Below are 24064 nucleotides of genomic sequence, written 5' to 3' on the forward strand. Positions count from 1 at the left end.
GGAAAAACTTTGGTTTTGATTGACCTGGACGAGAGAATCTATTAGAATAAACATATAGTTAATCTGAGATAGGAGTGTGATTCATATGTCAAATATTCCAACGCCACATATTTCCGCAGCCCTTGGGGATTTCGCTGAAACGGTACTGATGCCCGGCGATCCATTGAGATCAAAGTTTATTGCGGAAAACTTTTTGCAGGATGCGGTTCTGGTCAACAATGTCAGGGGCGTACAGGGCTATACCGGCACATATAAAGGAAAAAGGGTTTCTGTCATGGCTTCCGGTATGGGCATGCCGGCTATTGGTATCTATTCTCACGAGCTGTTTCATTTTTATGATGTGAAAAATATTATCAGAGTAGGTACGGCAGGAGGGCTTTCTGAGGATGTTAAGGTACGCGATATAGTTATGGGACTTGCGTGCATGACCAATACAAATTGGGCGGCGCAGTATGAGATCAATGCGACGATTCCAGCGGTCTGTTCTTATGAGCTTTTGAAGAAGGCAGAAACCGCAGCGGAGAGCATTGGGGTTAAGCCGCATATCGGTACGATTTTTTCTTCGGATGTATTCTATGATAGTACACGTGATTATGACAAATGGAGAGCAATGGGCGTTAAGGCGGTAGAAATGGAAGCTGCGGCGCTCTATATGGAAGCCGCGAGAGCCGGAAAGAACGCGCTGTGTATCTGCACTGTCAGTGATCACATGGTGACAGGTGAATCCTGCAGCTCTGATGATAGGCAGTCGTCCTTTACCACGATGATGGAGATCGCCCTGGAAACGGCGATTTTGTAGATTCATTTAGAACTAAATCAATTGTTGATATTTATAGCTTCGCGCCCGTGTAGGGCAGCGGAGCTATTTTATCGTTGAGGCGTCGTATAGGGGCAGGTCTGATTGGCGAAAATTGTAGATTTCAGATGGAGGGTTTCGTGCCGTTTGCTCTGAAACTTAGGTTGAAACCCTTGAATATCCTTGTAAACAATGGTAAAATATATTATTAACTACCAAATTTAACTTAGGAAAGAAGAAGCAAAATGAATCATAAAAAATATGACGGTGTATATTATCCTGTCAGGGAAGTTACCGATCTGAAGGATATGATCATCAAAAGTACAGAATTATATAAGGAAAGGACGGCTTATCTGCAGAAGGATAAACCGGGCGGAACTTTTCAGCCTGTCACATACGGGAGATTTCGAGATGAAATGGACGCCCTTGGAACGCGTCTTTTAGAGTTGGGTCTTAGCGGAAAGAAGATCGCTGTAATAGGGGAAAGCTGTTATCAGTGGATTTTGTCCTATTTTGCTGTCGTTTGCGGAGTGGGTGTGATCGTCCCGCTGGACAAGAATCTTCCGCCGGAAGAAATTAAAAATTTGATTCGCCGTTCGGGGGCGAGCGCTCTTATCTATACGAAGCGTAGCGAGAAGAATATTAAAGGGCTGTTTGACGAACGTTTTGATCTGGAATACTTCATTTCTATCGGTCAGGAAGAACACGATGGAGATGTTTTGTCCCTGAAAAAGCTCATACAGGAAGGCGAACGTTTGCTGAAGGAAGGTATCCGTGATTATGTGGACGCGGAAATAAGGCCTGATGATCTGGCGACGCTGATGTATACTTCGGGAACGACAGGTATGTCAAAGGGCGTTATGCTGAGCCACAAAAATATCGTGTCAAACGTGTACAGCATGTCCAAGCTGGTCAATGTGCCGGAAGGAACGATCACCTTGTCCATCCTGCCGATTCACCATGCGTATGAGTTTACCTGCGATATCTGTACGGTATTCTATCAGGGCGGTACGGTGGCCATTTGCGAAGGCATAAAGTATATCCAGAAAAATATGATAGAAGTGAAAGCTAATATTGTATTGGGCGTGCCTCTGGTCTTTGAAAAGATGTATAAGGGCATGTGGAAGCAGGCCGAAAGCAGAGGCGAGGCGGAGAAGCTTCGCAAGGCGATTGATCTGTCTAAGAAAATGAAATTGTATAATAATTCGAAGCTGATGAAAAAGCTTTTCAAGGCGATTCATCAGAACTTCGGCAATAATATAAGGTTGTTTATCGCAGGCGGCGCGGCCATTGATCCGAAGGTTATCGAGGATTTTGAAGCCATGGGGCTGCCGATGATTCAAGGATACGGCATGAGTGAAAACGCGCCGATTATCGCAGTAAATCAGGATCGTTACAGCAAGGCCGCGTCTGTAGGAAAGCCGATGCCGGGCACGCAGGTGAAAATTGTAGACCCGGATGAGGATGGAATCGGTGAGGTTGTGACAAAGAGTGATTCCGTCATGCTGGGTTATTACGACAACGAAGAAGCGACGAGTCAGGTTTTGAAAGATGGCTGGCTCTATACCGGAGATCTGGGTTATCTGGATGAGGAAGGTTTTTTGTATCTGACCGGCCGTAAGAAAACTGTGATCGTAACAAAGGGCGGAAAGAATATTTTCCCGGAGGAAGTTGAAACTGTCCTAATGGAGAATGAATTGATTTCCGAAGTATTGGTATATGGCGCTGTTGATGCGAAAGTGGGCAACGTCATGGTTACTGCGGACATTTTCCCGAATTATCAGCTGTTGAAAGAGCAGAAGGGCGAAATGAACAGCAGCGAAATCTATCATTTCTTCAGAGAGGTGGTTGACGAAGCTAATAAGCGGATGCCTGTGTATAAAGCGGTAAAGAGAATCAACATCCGAGAGAAGGAATTTGATAAGACGACAACAGGAAAGATCAAACGCTACGGCAATGTTTCCGCGGCGCAGACCGCTGCAGATGAAACTGTAGAAATGGGTTATCAACAGAAGAAAGCATTAGAAATGAAGCGAGCAAAGGCTTTTGCTGACGATCTCACGCAAAGCAATGATCCGTATGTTAGATACAAGAGCAGCAGACCGATTACTGATATAAAGCAGATGTTTGAATCAAGCGTGGCTCTGTATGGCGACAACGTCGCTTTCATGCAGAAGTTTGAGAAGGATAAACCATACACATCCATCACATACAGGGAAGCGTTGGGTGATGTCAATGGTCTGGGAACAGCATTGATTAACCGGGGACTGAAGGGCAAGAGAATTGCTATCATCGGGGAAACCTGTTATCAGTGGGAATCCAGTTATCTGGCAGTGATAGGCGGTGCAGGCGTTGTCGTACCGCTTGATAAGGAACTGGCAGCAGGAGAACTGCAGCAGCTGATTATAGACGCGGAAGCTTCCTGCGTTATCTTCAGCAAGAAATATACAAAGATATTTACGGATATGAAGGCTTCCGGACAAACTGGGCTGGAAATACTGGTCAGCTTCGATGAGATTGATCACAGCGAGGAAGTTTTGTCATGGAAAACTCTGATTGAGGAAGGTAAGAATCAGATTGCGCAGGGCGACAGACAGTTCCTGGATGCTGAAATTGACGGAGACGCTATGGCAGTATTGCTGTATACCTCCGGGACTACAGGCATTGCGAAAGGTGTTATGCTGAGCCATTGGAATCTGGCCTTTGACCTTATGAGCGCGCCAACGATTCTTAATGTAAACACCTGGGATATTTTCTTCTCTGTGTTGCCGGTACATCACACTTATGAGTGTACCTGCGCGTTCCTGATGCCGTTGTATAAAGGCGCGGCAATTGCTTACTGTCAGGGATTGAAATACATTACAAAGAATTTGGAAGAAGTGAAGCCGACTATGCTGCTTGGCGTACCGGTACTGATTGAATCTCTGTATAAGAAGATCTGGCAGAATGTACGCAAGAAGGGAAAGGAAAAAACGCTGCGGAGACTTTTGTCTCTCAATAGAAAGACGAAGAAGGCTGGACTGGATATCAGCAAGCCTTTTACGAAAGAGATTCTGGAAGTATTCGGCGGAAGAATGCGCGTATTGATTTCCGGCGGCGCGGCTATTGATCCGGATATTCTGCAGTTCTTTAATGATCTGGGGATTATCGCTGTACAGGGTTACGGATTGACGGAGTGTTCGCCTATGGCCGCATTGAATCCGGATGTGTTGAAGGATATGCGAAACGCGTCGGTAGGACATCTGTTGCCGGGAATGGAAGTTAAGCTGGTTGATATAGATGAAGAAGGCGTAGGCGAGATTTGTTTCAAGGGCGATAATATCATGCAAGGCTACTATAAAAATCCTCAGGCGACCGAGGAGATTTTGATAGACGGATGGTTCCATACAGGAGACCTGGGTTATATAGATGAGGAAGATTTCATCTATATTACAGGGCGTAAAAAGAATGTCATCATTACGAAGAACGGTAAGAATGTATTTCCGGAAGAATTGGAATACTATCTGGGCCGCGTTCCATATATTGCGGAAAGTATGATATGGGGCGATGAGGGTGAAGACGGTTCTAACGACACCACTATCATCGCTACGGTGACGTTGAGCGAGGAGGATGTAGCAGATAAATTAGGTGAAAGTTACACGGATGAGGAAGCGAGGGATCTGATATGGGAAGAAGTTGACAAAATCAACGAAGAACTTCCCTACTATAAAAAGATCAAACAGATCAGAATCAGAAAAGAAGATTTTGAGAAGACCACAGGAAAGAAGATTAAGCGCTTTGTAGAGGCTAATAGAGCCGAAACACTTTGACGTGTATTCAAAGTCAGACGGAAACCCTTTGTTAGATGGCGTACCGTTGACAAAAGCAAACGTATAGAGTATAATATTGCGAATTGGCATTACCTGAAAGGAGATTAAGACATGTCAGAAGAAATACTTCTAACCCAGGAGGGTTATGATAAACTGGAAGCCGAGAGAGATGAACTGGTATCCGTCAGAAGAAAGGAAGTTTCTGAGAGACTGAAGGAAGCCATCTCTTATGGTGACCTTTCTGAGAACGCGGAGTACGATGCGGCCAAAAACGAGCAGGCTGAGCTTGAGGAAAGAATCCATAAACTGGAGACGATGATGAGAAACGCGAAAATCATCAACGAGGATGAGGTTTCTGGAGATCATGTCAACGTTGGTTTGACCGTTACGGTTAAGGATGAGTCTTCTGGTGAGAAGATGCAGTTTGTTATTGTCGGTTCAACTGAGGCGGACCCGTTTGCTGCACCTGCCAAAATCTCTAATGAGTCCTTGGTGGGCAAAGGGTTATTGGGTAAAGCGATCGGCGAGGTTGCGGAGATCGTAGTTCCTGATGGGACCTTGCACTATAGAATTGAAGAAATTACAAAGTAAGACGAGGATGAGATAGATATGAGTACACAAGATAACAATGTGAATGTGAACCCTGAGATCGACAATGAGGAAATTTCTGAGGAAAAGCTGAATGAACAGAGGTTGATCAGAAGGGAAAAGCTAAAGAAGCTGCAGGAGGCCGGAAGGAATCCGTTTTTACAGGAGACCTGGGATGTGACTGCGCATAGTATGGATATTAAGGATAATTTTGAGGCTATGGAGGATCAGGAGGTATCCTGCGCCGGCAGAATCATGGCTTTCAGAAGAATGGGCAAGATGGCTTTTGTCGACATTCAGGATAAGCAGGGAAGAATCCAGTGTGTTGTAAAGAGAGACGACATTGGAAAGGAAGAATACGATTGGTTTAAAACCTATGATATCGGTGATATTATCGGCGTTGAGGGAACGATCTTCAAGACTAAGGCCGGCGAAATTTCCATTCAGGTACAGAAGCTGGTTTTACTGTCCAAATCGCTTCAGGTGCTGCCGAACAAATGGCATGGCCTGAAGGATACGGATATCCGATACAGACAGAGATATGTAGATCTGATCGTAAATCCGGAAGTCAGAGACATGTTCTATAAGAGGGCGAAGATTGTTCACGAGATCAAAAGAGTTCTGGAAGAAGACTATGGCTTCCTGGAAGTGGATACGCCAATTTTGACGACTATCGCCGGCGGCGCTAACGCCAGACCGTTTAACACCCATCACAATACGCTGGATATCGACATGAAGCTGCGTATCTCCAACGAGTTGTATTTGAAGCGGCTTATTGTTGGCGGTTTGGATCGGGTTTATGAAATGGGTAAGATGTTCAGAAACGAAGGTATGGACAGAAACCACAACCCTGAATTTACTTCCATGGAATGCTACATGGCATATGGCAATATGGAAAGCGTAATGGACATCACGGAGCAGGTTATTTATAAGGCGGCTATGGCGACCAACGGTACGCCGATCATCACGTATCAGGGTAAGGAGTTCGATGTAACGCCGCCTTGGAGAAGATTGGACATGACCGATGCGGTCAAAGAAATAACAGGCATCGACTTCCATAAGATTGATTCTGATGAGGAAGCAAGGGAAGCTGCTATCAAATATGGTCTGGATGCTGACGAAGCGAAGGATTGGACGCGTGGCAAGATCATTGCTGAGATGTTTGAAGAATTTTGCGAGGACGTTCCGGGATTCCTAGACGGACCTGTATTTGTTATTGGCCACCCGGTTGAAATTTCACCGCTGGCAAAGAGAGATCCGTCTGATCCGCGCATTACCAGAAGGTTCGAAGGCTATATTAACGGATGGGAGGTCTGCAACGCATTCTCTGAGTTAAACGATCCAATCGATCAATACGAAAGATTTGTAGAGCAGCAGCATCAATTGGATACTGGTGAAGATGATGAAGCGCATCCTATGGATATGGATTTTGTTAACGCTCTGGAGGTGGGATTGCCGCCGACCGGAGGACTGGGCATAGGTATCGATAGAGTAATCATGCTGATTACAGACGCGCCTAGCATCAGAGATATTATCTTGTTCCCTACCATGAAACCTTTGAAGGATGCAGATGCGGGAAATGATGTGAGCGAAAAGACTGCCGCCCTGGCTTCTAAAAAAAATGTAGAAGCAGAACTGGAAAAGATTGATTTCTCCAATGTAAGGATTGAGCCAATCTTTGAAGAAATGGTTGATTTCGACACATTCTCAAAATCTGATTTCCGTGCAGTGAAGATTTTAGCTTGTGAAGCAGTACCAAAGTCCAAGAAACTTCTCAAGTTTACATTGGATGACGGTGAACGCAAAGACCGTGTGATTTTAAGCGGTATTCACGAGTATTATGAACCGGAAGAATTGGTAGGAAAGACTTGTATCGCTATCGTAAATCTACCACCGAGAAAGATGATGGGCATTGACTCTGAAGGTATGCTGATTTCAGCAGTACACGAAGAGGATGATCACGAAGGGCTCAATCTTTTAATGGTTAATAACCGCATTCCGGCAGGTGCGAAGCTCTATTAAGCCGTACTGTTTTGCCGGTAAACGAGATGTACTTCATTTAAAAAGGGCAGTCCTGCATGGGATTGCCCTTTTTTGGAATAAGCTGATCTCTATTTGTTATCTTGTAATAAAGGGACTACTGCAAACCAACTCAGCGGGTTCGACAAAGTTGATGAATTTTCTCGATGAACAACGTATGAGAAGTTCATATTAGATGATGAGAGATATGCTGCCAATTATGCAGGGTGGCATAATGCTTCAGTACGGCGAAAAGATCTTGATAATAGACGCAGAATATTACTCTTATACTATACAGGTACAGTATTCTTTTGAAGTAAGACCTTGCCTAATCTTTTCCTCAATATATAATATTGGAGAATTTGAATATATTTATAGTATTTCTCCGTTTCTTTTGCTTTTATTATTTCAAAATGGTGTATTTTGCTGCTTTGAGGAAGATTATTTTCTCTTTGCCAATACATCATACTGTCTAAAAAAGAAATTTTGTAATTGCTATACGTGAGTAATCCTTCTGTAATTTCTTTCGTAATACTAATTTATTCCATGGCGGCCTTAATGCCAGCCATCAGTTCTTCAAAGGTTTCGAAGGCTGGAATGTCTGGATTATCTGCCTTGATCTGTTCGGTGCTTTTGAACAGGAAGCCTGCTTTGCTGGCTTTGATCATGCCGAGGTCATTGAAGCTGTCGCCTGCCGCGATAGTTTCAAATCCTACAGATTGAAGGGCTTTGACAGTGCTGAGCTTAGATTGTTCTACGCGCATTTTGAAATCTGTGACTTCGCCATCTTTGGAAACTACGAGTTCATTACAGAAAAGAGTTGGCCAGTTGAGCTTTTTCATAAGCGGCATGGCGAATTGAGTAAAGGTATCGCTGATAATGATGACCTGACTGAAGGTACGCAGCTCGTCTAAAAATTCTTTTGCCCCTGGCAGAGGATCGATTTTAGCGATGGTCTCCTGGATTTCGGCGAGCCCCAGACCGTGCTCTCTGAGAATATCAAGCCGGTAGTTCATCAGTTTGTCGTAATTCGGCTCATCGCGAGTCGTTTTCTTTAATTCGGGAATACCGCTGGCCTCAGCAAAAGCGATCCAAATTTCAGGGACTAGAACTCCTTCCATATCCAAACATGTTATGTACATAATTTTTCCTCCGTTCATTTGTTGTTGATAAAATATGATCTGCCGGCGATCAGCGGGCTAGAGCTTCCGCCGTGTGTAGACATTATACCATAAGCACTAAGCTTTGTCTGCGCTTTTAGCTTGCCAATCGCCGTGTGTAGACATTATACCATAAGCACATTACCTTGTATAGAAGAAAGAAAAAATAAAGGAAAGGGGGTTGCGGAAACTTTTTTGGGGAATTTGGCAGCTGCTGTTTGGATTTGGGCGTTCTGTCAAGGTTTTACGCGTTTGCGGTATTAATGGCGGCATGACAAAAGCATGAAAAATAGAACTTTGCGCCGTGAGCTGCCTACGATAGATAGGATAGACATGAGGCGCGCAGGTATTTGCTTGTTTTTGGAGGTAAGTTGCGCACATCCACTAAAAAACGCAGCTTTTTGGCTGCTTTTTTTCAGGATGTTGCACGAATGAAGAAAATATACAGGATGTTATACTCTTTTTTGATAAAATACGGTAAAATGCAACAGAATCTGAGATATAATTGAACAGGTCACGCAACAACCAACAAAAAGATCTCAAAAGCCTGCGTTTTTTCATGGACTAACGCAACATACAACAAAAAGATGATGAAAAGCTGCGCGTCGGCTTCTATAATTTTATTCTGAGATTCGGGTTGCTGCGATAGGGTTCGTTTCAGATATGTTTTTGTGGTGATTAACATTCTAACAGATTCTATCGCCTTTTTCTATGGGAAAGGTGTCACATCAATTGTAGCTCTACAGTTTTGTCGTGTTAACCTCCGTTTTTCTCTTGAATTGGAGTCTTGTCCGTGGTATCATAATTCTAAGCATGTTCTTTTCCAAAATTGGGAAAGATAGAGTGAGAAACACTGAAAATATATATATATTATGAAGGAAGGGAAAGTGAAATGAAAGACATACAGCTTAGAGAGCTTCATAGAAACACAGCCAGCTATGTTGACAAAGAAATCGTTGTCAGAGGATGGATCAGAACGAATAGAAGCTCCAATAAGTTTGGGTTTATAGAATTGAATGACGGTACTTTTTTCAAGTCTGTACAGATTGTGTACGAAGCTGACAGGATTGCGAACTTTGACGAAGTCGCTAAAGCGCCTATCGCGTCCGCGTGGATGGTGAGAGGAACTTTGGTTTTGACGCCGGAAGCGAAGCAGCCGTTTGAAATCAAAGCCGAGGAAATAGTCATGGAGGCGAACTCTGATTCCGATTACCCACTTCAGAAAAAGAGACATTCCATGGAATTCCTCAGAGAGATCGCGCATCTCAGACCGAGAAGCAACACCTTCTCTGCAGTATTCAGAGTACGTTCTCTGGTAGCTTATGCTGTGCATAAGTTCTTCCAGGAACAGGATTTTGTCTATGCGCATACTCCGATCATTACGGGCAGCGACTGTGAAGGCGCAGGTGAAATGTTCCGTATTACCACATTGGATATGGATAATTTGCCAAAGACGGAAGACGGTAAAATTGATTACAGTCAGGACTTTTTTGGTAAGGAAACCAGTCTGACCGTAAGCGGACAACTGGAAGCCGAAACCTTTGCTATGGCTTTTAGAAATGTATATACCTTTGGACCGACTTTCAGAGCCGAGAATTCTAACACTACAAGACATGCTTCTGAATTCTGGATGATCGAGCCGGAGATCGCTTTTGCTGATTTGGGAGATAATATGGATCTGGCGGAGGCTATGGTGAAATATATCATCAATTATGTGCTGAAGCATGCGCCTGAGGAGATGGCGTTCTTTAACCAGTTTATTGACAAAGGCCTTCTGGAGAGATTGGACAATATTGTAAATGCAGACTTTGGTCGTGTGACATATACGGAAGCTGTAGAACTGTTGAAGAAGTCTGGAAAGGAATTTGAGTACCCGGTTGAGTGGGGTATCGACCTGCAGACAGAGCATGAGAGGTATTTGACAGAGGAAGTGTTCAAAAAGCCTATCTTTGTAACGGACTACCCGAAAGATATTAAAGCCTTCTATATGCGTCTCAATGATGATGGAAAAACCGTTGCAGCCTGCGATCTGCTGGTACCGGGTGTTGGAGAAATCATTGGCGGCAGCCAGAGAGAAGAACGTCTTGACGTATTGACTACGAGAATGGCAGAGCTGGGTTTGGATGAAAAGGATTACTGGTGGTATCTCGATCTGCGTAAGTACGGCGGTGTAAAGCATGCTGGCTACGGATTAGGATTCGAGAGAATGATTATGTATCTGACCGGTATGGGAAATATCAGAGATGTGCTGCCGTTCCCGAGAACGCCGAAGACAGCAGAGTTTTAATTTATAGTATACGAGGAATTGTTAGCCCCTGCTTTACGCGGGGGCTAATTTCGTTTTATCGCGCTTTGTCAGGACGCATAGACTTTGATTACAAAATGATGTATAATGTGAAGGTAAATAAGCAAAGAAGTGATTTGTGAAGGGGACGGTAAGAATAATGGAAGAAATCAAATGTCCAAAGTGTGGAGAAGTGTTCAAAGTAGATGAGTCCGGCTATGCTGCCATTGTCAAACAGGTTAGGGATAAAGAGTTTACAAAGGAAATTGATCAGAGAGAAGTGCGGTTTGCGGCAGAAAAGAAAAACGCTGTAAATCTTGCTGTTGCAAAAATAGAAAAGGCGTATCGTGCCGAATTGCTGGAAAAGGAACGAGAATTATCTTCACTGCAGGTGAAAATAGATGTTGCCGGACAGGATGGGGAGCTGGCAGTTATGAAAGCCGTAGCAGAAAAGGAAAAGGAACTGGCTGAGAAGGAGTTGCAGATCAGCAGGCTAGAGGGAGAATTGAAAAGCGGCGAGAAGGAACTGCAGCTGAAGGCGCAGTCTCTGAAAGAAACATATGAGGAGAGATTAAAAGCGAAGGATGAGGAAATCGCTTATTACAAAGATTTTAAAGCTCGTCAATCAACTAAGATGGTTGGAGAAAGTTTGGAGCAGCACTGTGAAATTGAATTTAACAAGCTGCGTCCGGCGGCTTTTCAGAACGCCTATTTTGAAAAAGATAACGATGCACGTACAGGCAGTAAGGGCGATTACATTTATCGGGAAGCAGATCCTGATGGCACTGAGTTTATTTCTATTATGTTTGAAATGAAAAATGAGATGGATCAGACTGCGACGAAGAAGAAAAACGAAGATTTTCTGAAGGAACTGGACAAAGACCGCAGAGAAAAGAATTGTGAGTACGCGGTGTTGGTTTCTCTGCTGGAAGCAGACAGTGAGCTTTATAATACGGGCATCGTGGACATGTCATATCGCTATCCTAAAATGTATGTGATCCGGCCGCAGTTTTTCATTCCTATGATTACTATTTTGAGAAACGCCGCTTTGAATTCCCTGGAATACCGGCAGGAACTGGCAGTGATAAAGAACCAAAATATCGATATCTCGCACTTTGAAGATGATATGAACGAATTCAAGGAAAAGTTCGCGCGGAACTATCGGATCGCCAGTGAAAAATTTCAGAAGGCTATTGAAGAAATTGATAAGACCATTGATCATCTGCAGAAGACAAAGGCTGCCTTGCTATCCTCTGAAAATAATCTGAGATTAGCTAACAATAAAGCGGAGGAATTGACGATAAAACGATTAACTCGAGGGAATCCCACCATGGCAGAAAAGTTTGCGAAGCTAAAAGAAGAAGATTAATGAAAAAGGAGATTTTAGATAAGGCATTGCTTTTGACCATCGGTAGTCAGTATGAGGATGAAATGGCCGTCCATTCGTACAGAAGATTTTGATTGCAATGACGCTTTAATTTGGTGAACATGCCAACGGTTTTAAGCGTTGGTAAATGCAGAATAAAGAGAAAAGCTGTAACAAATAGTCGAACTATTCAAAAACACATTGTGCGGCCAGGCTTTTTTTGATATAATGAGGACAGTAGCGCAGAAGACTACGGCGCAAATTTAATGTAGGAGGTCTTATTTAATGAAAGGCTATACGAGCGAAACTATTAGGAACGTTGCTTTACTTGGACATGGAGGGTGCGGTAAGACCACATTTTTGGAATCTGCATTGCTCGCGACAGGAGTAATCAAGAAATTGGGTAAGGTTGAAGACGGAAATACTGTCTCTGACTATGATAAAATGGAAATTGAAAAAGGATATTCGATCAATACATCTGTTGTTCCTATCGAGTGGAAGGGCAGCAAGATTAATTTTATAGATACGCCGGGATATTTCGATTTTGTCGGCGAAGTAAACGCCGCGCTGAGAGCTGCAGAGGCTGCGGTAATTTTGGTAGACGCAGGCGCAGGTATCCAGGTTGGTACTGAAGCGGCATGGAACAGCTGTGAAAGATACAAGACGCCGAGATTTATCGTTATCAATAAGAGAGATAAGGACGAATTTGATTTTTATAAAACCTTTGACGAGCTGAAAGCGAAATTTGGAGATACGCTGATTCCGTTTAGCTGGCCGCTTTCCGCAGAGATCGATGAGGAACTGAAGGAAGCCATCGCTATGGCTGACGATGCGCTGATGGAAAAATACTTTAACGGTGACGATTTCTCCGATGAAGAAATTAAAAACGGTTTGGTTAAGGGTATTTCTGAGGGCGTTATCGTTCCAGTATGCTCCTCCGCGTTCCAGCTGGGACAGGGCATCGAGGGCCTTTTGGACTTGCTTTTGACTTATGTTCCAACACCGTTGCAGCATGGAGCTTATGCTGGATTCAATGACAGCAACGAGCCGGTTGAAAGAATGTCAGTCACAGATGCGCCAATGTCCGCATTCGTGTTTAAGACGATCGTCGACCCATTTGTCGGAAAGATTTCCGTCATGAAGGTTGTTACAGGTAAAATTAACTCCGGCACAGAAGTTTATAATGAAAGAGCGGGAAAAGCTGAGAAGCTTGGCAAGCTGTTTTTCCTGAGAGGTAAGGAGCAGTTAGAGCTGAACTACGCAGAGGCTGGAGACATCGTTGCTGTTGCTAAATTGCAGTACACTGTTTCGGGTGATACCCTTTGTGATAAGAGCGACGTTATCAGATATTTGCCGCTGGATTACCCGTCTCCGACTTACTTCATTGCTATCGAAGCAGTGGACAAGGGAGACGAAGAAAAGATGGGTACAGGACTTGCCAGATTGAGAGAGGAAGATCCTTCCTTTGTTGTAGAGAGAAATGCTGAGACGCATCAGACACTTCTCGGCGGTCAGGGAGATATCCAGCTGGGCATCATCATGGCGAAATTAAAGGATAGATTCGGCGTCAGCGTAAAGGTTGTACCGCAGAAGATCGCTTATAGAGAGACGATTAAGGGTAATTCCGACGTACAGGGCAAGCATAAAAAACAGTCCGGCGGCGCGGGACAGTATGGTGACGTTCATATTAGATTCTCACCTTCTGAGCAGGAGTTCGAGTTCTCCGAAGAACTGTTTGGCGGATCTATTCCAAAGAACTACGTACCGGCTGTAGAAAAGGGACTTCTGGAAAGTATGCAGAAGGGTCCTCTGGCGGGATGCAAGGTAGTAAATGTCAAGGCTGTTTTATATGATGGATCCTATCATGATGTAGACTCCAATGAAGTATCGTTTAAGATCGCGGCTTCTCTGGCGTTCAAGAAGGGTATTGTTGAGGCAAAGCCTTGCCTGCTTGAACCGATCATGCGTCTGGAAATTCATGTACCGGATGATTATATGGGTGACGTTATGGGCGACATGAACAAGAGAAGAGGAAAGATTCTCGGTATGGAGCCGATGACAAACGGCGGACAGAAGCTATTGGCAGAAGCGCCTCAGGCTGAGTTATTCGATTATGCATTGGGCTTGCGTTCAATGACCCAGGGTAGAGGCTCTTTCGAACTGAGATTTGAAAGATATGAAGAAGTTCCAAAACAGCTTGCTGACAAGATTATTGCGGAACATCAGGCAGAACAGGATAAATAAATTGAGTTTATTTGGGGACGGATGCTATGACGAACGAAGGTTGTCAGGGCGCCGTCCCTTTTATTTTGTTTTTCCACAACTTTAACGTAGTCCGTTGAAAGCCTGCCTGTCCAGAATTTAAATTTTTTAAAAATCCATAGACAAATTGGGATCAGTTTGCTATAATATAAAAAAGAACAAATGTTTGCAAGAAGGGATGTTGCTGCGTATGGCAAAGAAAAATAAAACTGTATTTGTATGCCAGGAGTGTGGGCATGAAAGCGCTAAGTGGGTTGGACAGTGTATTTGCGGTGCATGGAATTCTATGGTAGAGGAGAAGATAATCGATGCGCCTGTCAGTGACACTCGCAGAAGAACCTCATCCGGATCAAAACCGTCGAGATTAAAGGAAGTAGGAGCGGCTGGAGAATATCAGCGGATTGATACCGGCATTGGCGAGCTTAATCGTGTTTTGGGCGGCGGATTGGTCAGGGGATCTTTGACTTTGATTTCCGGCGAGCCGGGCATCGGTAAATCTACTATGATTATACAGGCAGCGGCAAACCTGGCGGAAAGTCTGGGTACCGTTCTCTATGTTTCAGGGGAGGAATCAGAAGAACAGATCAAAATGCGGGCGGACAGGGTTTGCGGACAACTTAGCGCTAATCTATATATTCTGGCGGAAACAAATATGGAACAGATTGTTGCTGCCTGTGAGAACTTAAAACCTAAGTTTCTGGTTATTGACTCGATACAGACTATGTATACGCAGACATTAGATTCAGTTCCGGGCAGTGTGTCTCAGGTGCGTGATGTGGGAAATCAGTTGATGAAGCTGGGCAAAACCGGAGATATTCCTGTGTTTATCGTGGCGCATGTGACGAAAAACGGTGAACTGGCAGGTCCGAAGATTGTAGAGCATTTGGTGGACTGTGTGCTCAACTTCACAGGGGAAAGAGATCACGATTTAAGAATCCTCAGGGCATATAAAAATCGTTTTGGGACAACCAGCGAGATTGGCGCTTTTCAGATGGAGGAGGGAGGTTTAAGGGAGATTCGGAATCTCTCAGGTACATTTTTAGAGAGTACAGAGGCCAGCGCGGAGGGTTCTGTTATCACCGCTGTTTATGAAGGAAGCAGACCGGTGCTCTTTGAGGTGCAGGCATTGACAGCTCCCGCTAATGTGGGATTTGCCAGAAGAACCTCAGTGGGGGTTGATTATCAGCGCCTTAATATGATTCTGGCCGTTTTAGAAAAGAAGGTCGGTATTACGATGATCAATCAGGACGTTTATGTTAACGTTGTCGGCGGCATGCGTCCCGACAGTACGTCTATTGATTTAGGCGTGGCGTTGGCAGTATATTCTTCAATTCGTAGTATCACCAGTGCGAAACGAACCATTGCCATAGGCGAGGTAGGATTGACGGGAGAGCTACGCTCTGTGCAGAATGCGGAGAAGATTGTAATGGAAGCAGCTCGTATGGGTTACGAGCAAATTATTTTACCGAGAAAAAATGCAGATAAAATAGATCCAAAAGCAACAGGAGGGATGTGCCGTATCGTTGGCGCAAAAAACCTTTATGATGCGATAGAAGCTTACAGAGGAGAATAGACGAGATCCATTTAAATAGTGATATAAGATGAGAGATGAGAAAAGAACCGGGGGTTCATTTCATTGGGCCGCCGGTTCTTTGTTTTTTACTTCTTTATCTTTACTACGTCCATCTCAAACCAAAAGTTGCTGCCTTTGCCGATTTTGCTGATGACGCCGTAATTGGCTTTGTGCATGGTCAGGATTTCTTTGACGATGGACAGACCCAGACCGCTACCATCCGTTGGACGCACATGGTGCGTGCTGGACTTATAGTACCGTTCCCATACATGGTTGACTTCATCCGGAGCGATACCGGCGCCATGGTCGATGACTTCGCAGCGCATTTTCTTTCCGCTTTTCTTCAAATTGATTATGATAACTTTGTCTTCACCGCAATATTTTACAGCATTGTTGATCAGATTGGACAGAACCTGCTTGATTCTCGTTTCATCACCGTTAACGATGATCGGTGACGATGCGTTGAAGCGAATAGTATATCCCTCCTGCTCTGTCAGAATATCGTAGGAAGCCAGCAGAGATTGAGCGGTGGCTCTAATATCGAAATTTGCACGTTCCAGTTCAATTTTTCGGGATTGCATTCTGGACATGTTTAACATATCGTTGACCAGAGTATTCAGACGATCTGTTTCATCGATGATGACCTGCAGATGAGATTCTCTCTTTTCCGGAATATCGCCGGATAGATCACGGATCATTTCGGCGTAGGATTTGATCATGGTCAGAGGAGTGCGTAAATCATGAGACACATTGGCAATCAGATCCTTTTGATACATATCTGTCTTTTCCAGTTCTCTGGACGCGTTAGTCAGAGTGTCAGCCAATTCCCTGATTTCTGAATAATGACCGCCTTTGAACTTGATGCCGTAATTGCCCCTTCCCATCTCGGTGGCCGAGTAGGTGATATCCTTGATCGGCTTGGAAATTCTGCTGGCCAGATATAACGCCAGAGCCAAAGCCAACAAGGATGCGATGATGGTAATATAAGCGAGCTGTTCCCGGAGAATGCTGACCGTTGATTTAATCGGATACAGCGGAGTAAAGATATACAGAATCGGATTGTTAGACTGCGATCCTTTGAAAAAATCAGAGATCGGTTCTCCGAGATAACAGGCAAATGCCAATATTTTTAAATCGTCGCTGTTATTTGCGCTGAATACCTGGGATACGCGGTTGAGGCTGCTGTGTTCCAATTGCTTTTCCAACGCTGTTTGCAGCTGACTGATTTGAAGGCTGTACCGGTAGAGCGCACTGTGCCCTTCGTATTCAGGTGAATAAAGAGTATGGGAGCCAACCTGAACCCGAATATAAACGTCATCGTTGGCTTCGATCATTTCGCTGAGCGTTTCAAGGAATTGTTCTGCGTCCTGATCGTCCGTCTTGTATGCTGTAATCAGCTGATCCGCCAGTTTAGTAGTTTCCGCGGTCTTCATTTCTTTATAGTAGTTATTAAGAAAGTAGATCTGCAGAAACCAAATCAGACTGATCAGCAGCAGGGCAAAGCCGATGAAATAGATCCATAGCTTAAAACGGATGCTGCGAAAATCAAATTTAGTCTTCAAATTCAAATTTGTAACCTACCCCTCTGAGTGTCACGATATAGTCGCGGTAAGGTCCCAGATTATTTCTGAGATTTTTGATGTGTGTATCAATGGTTCTGTCATCGCCGAAGAAGTCATAACCCCAGATATCCGAAAGTAGCTTGTCTCTGGAAAGTGCAATGTTTCTGTTTTCGATCAGATAGAATAATAATTCGTATTCCTTCGGGGTCAGCTCTACACGTTTGCCGTCTACAGTTACTGTTCTGGCGGCAATGTTGATTTCTAATCCGTTGAATTTCAGCACATCACTTTTATTATGGGCAGAAGAGTTCCTGCGTGCCAAAATAACGTTGACTCTGGCCATGAGTTCCTTTGGACTGAACGGTTTGACAATATAATCGTCGATACCCAGTTCAAAGCCAAATAGCTTATCGTATTCTTCGCCTCTGGCAGACAGCATGATAATAGGTACATCCTGAATCTTCTTGATTTCTTTACAAGCTGAAAAGCCATCCAGCTTTGGCATCATGATGTCCAGAATGACCAGATCATATTCGTTGAGCTTGCAGAGACCTACAGCGCTCATGCCGTCGGCGGCTTCAGTGACCTCATAACCGTTAAATTCTGCATACTCTTTGATGACCTCGCGAATTTTCGGTTCATCGTCGACTACAAGCAGTTTATACATGGAAATCCTCCTTTATCAATGATCAAAACTCGTCTGATCTGTTAATTTATCCAGTGAGACATATTGTGTTTTCTGTTGATACAGCATCATTTTAACACATTTATAGTGTTAGGAAAAGGGGGAGGCGTAAAACCTTTGTGAAAAAAAGGTGTAGGCATTGTGATACTTTACCAAAGTGCTCGTTATCCCCTTGACCGCAGGAGAGATTTGAACTATACTGATTATGTAGATTATAGTGGGGTCTTAGCAGGATTTCTGAAAGAAATTTGTGAAATGTCACAAAAATTGCCTCGCTGGGTTTTGTGGAAAAAGAAGGCGGCATTCACGCTTACTCCCCTTCGTTTTCGCAGAGACCGTCTACCTTGATCAGAAAAGAAAGGAGGATAACATGTTTAAAAAATTATTCCGTATACTGTTCACGATTTTAGGTGCAATCTTAGGTTATGGGGCCTTCGAACTGCTCAATTTTTGGATGGAAAAGAGTGGGGTTATGAACCCGAGTGATTTCAGCCAGATTGAACAGCTTGCAGCAGGTCTTGTTTTCGCAATTATCTTCGGTCTTGTTTTTTTCAGATTGACACCGTTTATCAAAAGGCAAAGTGTCAAGGTTGCTGACAATATAGAGGATGACTTACGAGGGGTATCGGCTAACGATCTTTTGACAGGGGTTGTCGGCCTGATCATCGGTTTGATTATCGCCTTGCTGTTGACACAGATTTACGCTACAATCAGAAACCAGTATTTATATACGGTGATTACCATTATCACATATATGATTATGGGATATCTGGGTGTAGTCGTAGCCAACAAAAAGGGTAAGGAAATGATTGGACTGTTGGTTGCCAGCCGCAGGCAGGCTATGCAGCAGCAAACCCAGGAGTCTCTGTTCAGCAGATCAAAGAAAAAGAACGAAGGCGTACCAAAGATTTTCGATACCAGCGTTATCATTGACGGGAGAATTGCAGAGATCATGAAAACCGGATTTTTAGAAGGACCTATCGTTATTCCGGAGTTTGTTTTGGTGGAATTGCGTCATATAGCGGATTCTTCAGACTCTATGAAAAGAACCAGAGGACGCCGGGGACTGGATATTCTGAATAAAATTCAGGACGATTACGGTATTGAGATTTACAACACTGATAACGAGAAGTCTCTGAGAGAGATCCCGGAAGTGGATGTGAAATTGTTAAAGCTCGCGCAATTAATGAACGGCAAGGTAGTCACCAATGACTTTAATTTAAATAAGGTCGCCGCCATAAACGGCGTAGGGGTGCTCAACATCAATGAGCTGGCGAACACGTTGAAGCCGGTAGTTATTCCTGGTGAGAAAATGACGGTTCATCTGGTTAAGCAGGGAAAGGATAATGCTCAGGCCATCGCTTATTTAGACGACGGCACGATGATCGTTGTAGAGGATGGCCGTAAGATGATCGGCAAAACGTGTGATATTAACGTAACCAGCGTATTGCAGACATCAGCGGGCAGAATGATATTTGGAAGGCTGAAGAAATAATCATGCTGAAGCAACAACATGTATATGCGATTATTGGGGCTGCCGGAGCCGGAAGGCGTATGGGAGCTCCGTTACCTAAGCAATTTCTCAAAATTGGCGGCCGCACCATCCTGGAGACTGCAGTGAGCCGTTTCATGACATCGCCTATTGTCGATGCCGTTTATGTTACAGTGCCGGAGGAAAATATTGACGATTGCCGAAAGCTTTTTGCCCGGCAGTTGTCCGAGGGCGGCCTTTTTTTGATCAAAGGGGGTCCGGCCCGGCAGAATTCCATAGAAAATGCGTTAGCGGCTATTGAGGCTCTCGCGCCTGCGGAAGATGATTTGGTGTTAGTGCATGACGGTGTTCGCCCGTATGCGTCAGAAGCATTGATCGAATCCATCGCCAGGGCTGCCGCGGAATACGGCGCGGCAGTGCCTTGTGTGCCGCCAAGGGATACGATACGCCATCAGGAGGACGGCACATTGAACCGTTCTCAGCTTTATTGCGTTCAGACGCCGCAGGGTTTTATTTGGAAAGTTATTCGCAAGGCTTACAGGCAGGCGGCCGCGGATGGATATTTAGGCACTGATGACGCGGGTCTGGCGGAGCGGATTGGTCACAGGCCGGCTCTTGTAGAGGGCGAAGCCGCAAATATTAAGATTACACTGCCGGAGGATTTACCAATGGAACAGCGAATTGGAACTGGATATGACGTACACCGGCTAAAGGAAGACCGCAAGTTGATTTTGGGCGGCGTAGAGATACCGTATGAAAAGGGACTGGAGGGACATTCTGACGCCGACGTATTGATTCATGCTTTGATGGATGCCATGCTGGGGGCCGCGGCGTTGGGAGATATAGGCAAGATGTTTCCTGACAGCGACGAGGCATATAGAGGAATATCCAGTTTGCTTCTTCTTGAAGATGTAAAAGAACGGTTGGCTGAAGAAGGCTATTCCCTGGGAAATGCTGATGTTACCGTGGTATGCCAGCGACCCAAGCTGGCGCCATATATCGGCGCCATGCGAGAAAAATTGTCAGAGATACTGCAAGTAGAAGTAGAAAGAATCAGTATAAAAGCCACCACTACAGAACATCTGGGTTTTTGTGGCCGAGGTGAGGGCATAGCAGCCCAGGCGGTGTGCATACTAAATAGATAGTTATAGATAAGGAGAACGAACAAAAAATGAAATTATCAAAAATGCATATTAAAACCCTTCGGGAAGTTCCTAATGAAGCGGAGATTCCAAGTCATATCTTACTGCTTCGTACAGGTATGATCCGTAAACTGGTATCAGGGGTATATGGTTTTATGCCGCTTGGCTGGCGCTCTGTCCGTAAGATTGAGGATATCGTCAGACAGGAGATGGACGCAACAGGCGCGCAGGAAATTCACATGTCGGCTGTACAGCCTGCCGAACTTTGGCAGGAGTCCGGAAGATGGTACGCATACGGACCTGAGCTCTGGAGACTGAAAGACAGAAACGGCAGAGATTTTTGTCTGGGACCAACACATGAGGAGATTTTTACCGACGTTGTTAGAAACGATATATCCTCTTACAGGCAGCTGCCGATGAATTTGTATCAGATTCAAACCAAGTACAGAGATGAAGCCAGACCTCGTTTTGGACTGATGAGAAGCAGAGAATTCATCATGAAGGACGCTTATTCTTTCGATAAGGATTATGAGGGCTTGGATGAAAGCTATAAGACGATGTATGACGCATACGACCGGATTTTTACCAGATGCGGATTGACCTTCCGGCCGGTTGAAGCTGATACAGGCGCCATTGGGGGCAGCAATTCTCACGAATTCACTGCGCTTTCCGAAGTTGGTGAGAGTGAAATCGCATATTGCACAGCTTGCGATATGGCGGCTACTACGGAGAGAGCGGAATGTGTAGACGCGCTGGCGCAGGCCGATGTAGAAATGCTTCCGAAAGAGGAAGTCTATACGCCTGGAACCAAGACAATAGAAGAAGTAGCCGATTTTCTGCATTTGGAAAAGACGCAGACGATAAAAGCCTTGCTGTTTGTTACCTATGACAGCGAAGGTAAGGAAGACGGATATGTTGCTGCTTTCATAAGAGGCGACAGAGAGCTGAATATGATCAAGCTGGTTAACGCGCTGCAAATTCCGGAACATGCTATCGAGTTTGCTGATGAGGAGAAGATTGGCCAGGCGACTGGGTGCGTAGGCGGTTTTACCGGACCGTGCGGACTTCACGACTGTAAGGTTGTGGTGGACAGCGAACTGGTAGGCCTGAAGAATCTTTGTGCAGGCGCTAATAAGGAAAATCATCATATGATCAATGTCAACTACGGCAGAGATTATGAGGGTGACATTATAACGGATTTAAAGATTTTGCAGGAAGGCGATGCCTGTCCGGTCTGCGGCGCGCCGGTGAAGCATGCCAGAGGTATCGAGGTAGGACAGGTATTTAAACTCGGCACTAAATATTCTGAGTCCATGGGAGCTATGTATGTGGACGAACACCAGAAGGAGCAGCCTATCGTCATGGGATGCTATGGTATTGGTGTGACCAGAACGCTGGCCGCTGTAGTAGAGCAGCATCACGATGATAACGGTATCATATGGCCGATGTCAGTAGCGCCTTACCATGTAATAATTACTTTGGTAAAGCCGGATGACGAGGTGCAGGCGGAAGTTGCTGAAAACATCTATCAGGCGCTTCAGAAGGCTGGGGTGGAAGTTCTGTTGGACGATAGAAAAGAACGGCCGGGCGTTAAGTTTAAGGATGCAGATTTATTGGGTATTCCGGTGCGTGTCACTGTTGGTAAGCTGGCAGGCGAAGGCAAGGTGGAATATAAGCTGAGAAGAGACGCCGACAAAGAAGAAATTACGATTAGCGAAGCAATTGAAAGAGCGATCGAGATTGTGAATCGGGAGAGATAAACAGATATGAAGTGTATGAAGGACAATCTGCTGTTGCAGCTGTTCTGGAACTTTTTTAAGCTGGGCTTGTTTACCATCGGCGGAGGTATGGCTATGATTCCTTTGATCCAAAATATCGTAGTCGATAAGATGGGTTGGATGACTGAGGAAGAAACAGTAGATTGTATTGCTGTGAGTCAGGGACTTCCCGGTGTGGTGGCAATCAACATGGCTACCTATATTGGTCAGAAGAAAAAAGGCCTTGCAGGAGCGTTGGCCGCTACAATAGGCGTTATGCTGCCCAGCTTTGTCATTATTATTCTGGTTGTTAAATTGCTTCACGGATTTGGTGACAATCGCTATGTGTTGGGCGCTTTGACTGGCATCAAGGCAGCTGCTACAGGATTGATTGCATATTCGGCATATAAGGTAGGAAAGCAAGTGCTGAAAGGAGGCTTTCAGTGGGTATTGGCTATCGCCGCATTTGTGGCAATCGCCTATTTTCAGATCAATGCTGTATGGGCGATTGTAGCGGGTATTGGCGTCGGTCTTCTTTATAGTGGATGGAAAGCCAGAAAATCTGGAAACGGAGGTGAATCCGTATGATTTACCTGCAGCTGTTTCTTGTATTTGCAAAGATTGGATTATTTGGCTTTGGAGGCGGAATGGCGATGCTGCCGATGATTTATCAAGGCGCAAAGCAGTTTGGACTGATGTCTGCTGATGAATTTTCTAATCTTGTCGCCATATCCCAAGTAACGCCTGGACCTATGGCTGTAAACGCGGCAACTTATGTAGGATATAATTGTGCAGGCTATGCGGGTGCGTTGGCCGCCACGGTAGGCGTAGCTTTACCTTCCTTCATATTGGTAACGGTTGTTTACTTCTTTATCAGTAAATTTAAAGAAAGCCGGGCAGTGGACGGCGCTTTTGCCGGTATTAGACCGGTAACTTGCGGGTTGATTGCGGCGGCTGTGGTATTCATGGGACAGAGCGCTTTTGCGGCGCCGAATCCTGTGACGGTATGTATTGCTTTGGGTACGATAATTTTGGCGGGCAAATTTAAAGTAAGCCCGATCATTATCGTGATTGTTTCGGGTGTGATAGGAGCGATATTATGTGGGTAGGCGGTGTAAGAGTCATTATACCGAATGAGGAAGGAAAGATTTTGATGGTCAGGCAGCATCATGAAGGCAGAGATCTGTGGATGGTGCCGGGAGGCGGTATTGAGGATGGGGAGAATTCCATCGAGGCCGCAGTGAGAGAAGCGAAGGAAGAAACCGGGCTTGATATCGAGGTAATAGGCGTGGCCTGGCATGTTGAGGAGGTATCCCCGGAAAGGGGACAGCGGTTCGTCAATTATATGGTCGGCAGTATCAGGGGCGGTAATTTAATGTTGGGCAGTGATCCGGAGCTGGCATCGGATAAGCAGGTTCTAAAAGAGGTGAGGTTTCTGTCCCGTGAGGAGATTGGGATGTTGGAACACGTGTATCCGAAATTCTTTAACGATGAGATATGGGATATCCTGAAGGAAGAACAAAATGGTATGACTTATTATAAACTGAGATATAACGAATAAGGAGAATA

At 44.8% G+C, this 24064-nt stretch carries 17 protein-coding genes and 1 pseudogene; 15 read left to right on the top strand and 3 right to left on the bottom strand.

Translation table 11 applies throughout. The features are described from left to right. Positions 1 to 85: 85 nt before the first annotated feature. From deoD to lysS, 4 genes are all read left to right on the top strand, one after another. Entirely contained in the window at positions 86 to 799 is a 714-nt protein-coding gene (gene deoD, locus ACPW7J_RS01200; protein ID WP_424960429.1) for a purine-nucleoside phosphorylase, read from the top strand. 242 nt (positions 800 to 1041) lie between these two features. Continuing rightward, positions 1042 to 4605, top strand: a complete 3564-nt coding sequence (locus tag ACPW7J_RS01205) for an AMP-dependent synthetase/ligase (RefSeq protein ID WP_425756020.1) — start codon at positions 1042 to 1044, stop codon at positions 4603 to 4605. A gap of 111 nt (positions 4606 to 4716) precedes the next feature. Continuing rightward, positions 4717 to 5196, top strand: coding sequence for a transcription elongation factor GreA (gene greA / locus ACPW7J_RS01210; protein ID WP_161875330.1), 480 nt, complete (start codon positions 4717 to 4719; stop codon positions 5194 to 5196). 18 nt (positions 5197 to 5214) lie between these two features. Continuing rightward, entirely contained in the window at positions 5215 to 7215 is a 2001-nt protein-coding gene (gene lysS / locus ACPW7J_RS01215; protein WP_424960430.1) for a lysine--tRNA ligase, read from the top strand. A 536-nt stretch (positions 7216 to 7751) separates the two neighbouring features. Here lysS and thrH read toward each other — a convergent pair. Beyond that, positions 7752 to 8354, bottom strand: coding sequence for a bifunctional phosphoserine phosphatase/homoserine phosphotransferase ThrH (gene thrH, locus ACPW7J_RS01220; RefSeq protein ID WP_161875332.1), 603 nt, complete (start codon positions 8352 to 8354; stop codon positions 7752 to 7754). Positions 8355 to 9264: 910 nt separating this feature from the next. Between thrH and asnS the strand changes: the two genes are divergently transcribed. The 4 genes from asnS (at position 9265) to radA (ending at position 15857) form a co-directional block, all read left to right on the top strand. Beyond that, positions 9265 to 10659: an asparagine--tRNA ligase gene (gene asnS, locus ACPW7J_RS01225; RefSeq protein ID WP_425756023.1), complete on the top strand. Its 1395-nt coding sequence runs from the start codon at positions 9265 to 9267 to the stop codon at positions 10657 to 10659. 157 nt (positions 10660 to 10816) lie between these two features. Next, a complete protein-coding gene (locus tag ACPW7J_RS01230; protein WP_425756025.1) occupies positions 10817 to 12025 on the top strand; it encodes a DUF2130 domain-containing protein in 1209 nt (402 codons plus the stop codon). Between the two features lie 282 nt (positions 12026 to 12307). Further along, positions 12308 to 14266: an elongation factor G gene (locus ACPW7J_RS01235; protein ID WP_425756027.1), complete on the top strand. Its 1959-nt coding sequence runs from the start codon at positions 12308 to 12310 to the stop codon at positions 14264 to 14266. Positions 14267 to 14474: 208 nt separating this feature from the next. Then, positions 14475 to 15857, top strand: a complete 1383-nt coding sequence (radA, locus tag ACPW7J_RS01240) for a DNA repair protein RadA (RefSeq protein ID WP_425756029.1) — start codon at positions 14475 to 14477, stop codon at positions 15855 to 15857. 86 nt (positions 15858 to 15943) lie between these two features. On the opposite strand, the gene ACPW7J_RS01245 is transcribed toward radA, so the two are convergent. Continuing rightward, positions 15944 to 17425: a HAMP domain-containing sensor histidine kinase gene (locus ACPW7J_RS01245; RefSeq protein WP_161875337.1), complete on the bottom strand. Its 1482-nt coding sequence runs from the start codon at positions 17423 to 17425 to the stop codon at positions 15944 to 15946. Further along, a complete protein-coding gene (locus ACPW7J_RS01250) occupies positions 17409 to 18086 on the bottom strand; it encodes a response regulator transcription factor (protein ID WP_425756031.1) in 678 nt (225 codons plus the stop codon). The genes ACPW7J_RS01245 and ACPW7J_RS01250 overlap by 17 nt, the downstream gene beginning before the upstream one ends. Positions 18087 to 18474: 388 nt before the next feature. Here ACPW7J_RS01250 and ACPW7J_RS01255 point away from each other — a divergent pair, with 388 nt between their 5' ends. The 7 genes and pseudogenes from ACPW7J_RS01255 (at position 18475) to ACPW7J_RS01285 (ending at position 24056) form a co-directional block, all read left to right on the top strand. Continuing rightward, positions 18475 to 19599 carry a PIN domain-containing protein gene (locus ACPW7J_RS01255; RefSeq protein WP_161875339.1) on the top strand — a complete coding sequence of 375 codons (1125 nt, stop codon included), beginning with the start codon at positions 18475 to 18477 and terminating at the stop codon, positions 19597 to 19599. Between the two features lie 59 nt (positions 19600 to 19658). Continuing rightward, positions 19659 to 20213 (top strand): annotated as a pseudogene (locus ACPW7J_RS01260) (IspD/TarI family cytidylyltransferase); the annotation flags it as partial. Between the two features lie 51 nt (positions 20214 to 20264). Continuing rightward, entirely contained in the window at positions 20265 to 20741 is a 477-nt protein-coding gene (ispF, locus tag ACPW7J_RS01265) for a 2-C-methyl-D-erythritol 2,4-cyclodiphosphate synthase (RefSeq protein WP_424960436.1), read from the top strand. Between the two features lie 26 nt (positions 20742 to 20767). Beyond that, a complete protein-coding gene (locus ACPW7J_RS01270; RefSeq protein ID WP_425756033.1) occupies positions 20768 to 22498 on the top strand; it encodes a proline--tRNA ligase in 1731 nt (576 codons plus the stop codon). A 6-nt stretch (positions 22499 to 22504) separates the two neighbouring features. Next, a complete protein-coding gene (locus tag ACPW7J_RS01275; protein WP_161875342.1) occupies positions 22505 to 23083 on the top strand; it encodes a chromate transporter in 579 nt (192 codons plus the stop codon). Beyond that, the gene (locus ACPW7J_RS01280) at positions 23080 to 23604 is read left to right on the top strand and encodes a chromate transporter (RefSeq protein WP_161875343.1); all 525 of its coding nucleotides are present in this window, start codon (positions 23080 to 23082) and stop codon (positions 23602 to 23604) included. The genes ACPW7J_RS01275 and ACPW7J_RS01280 overlap by 4 nt, the downstream gene beginning before the upstream one ends. Further along, positions 23595 to 24056: an NUDIX hydrolase gene (locus ACPW7J_RS01285; protein WP_161875344.1), complete on the top strand. Its 462-nt coding sequence runs from the start codon at positions 23595 to 23597 to the stop codon at positions 24054 to 24056. Before ACPW7J_RS01280 ends, ACPW7J_RS01285 begins: the two co-directional genes overlap by 10 nt. Positions 24057 to 24064 lie beyond the last annotated feature (8 nt).

The organism is Ihubacter sp. rT4E-8, from assembly GCF_049852125.1.
Lineage (GTDB): Bacteria > Bacillota > Clostridia > Peptostreptococcales > Anaerovoracaceae > Senimuribacter.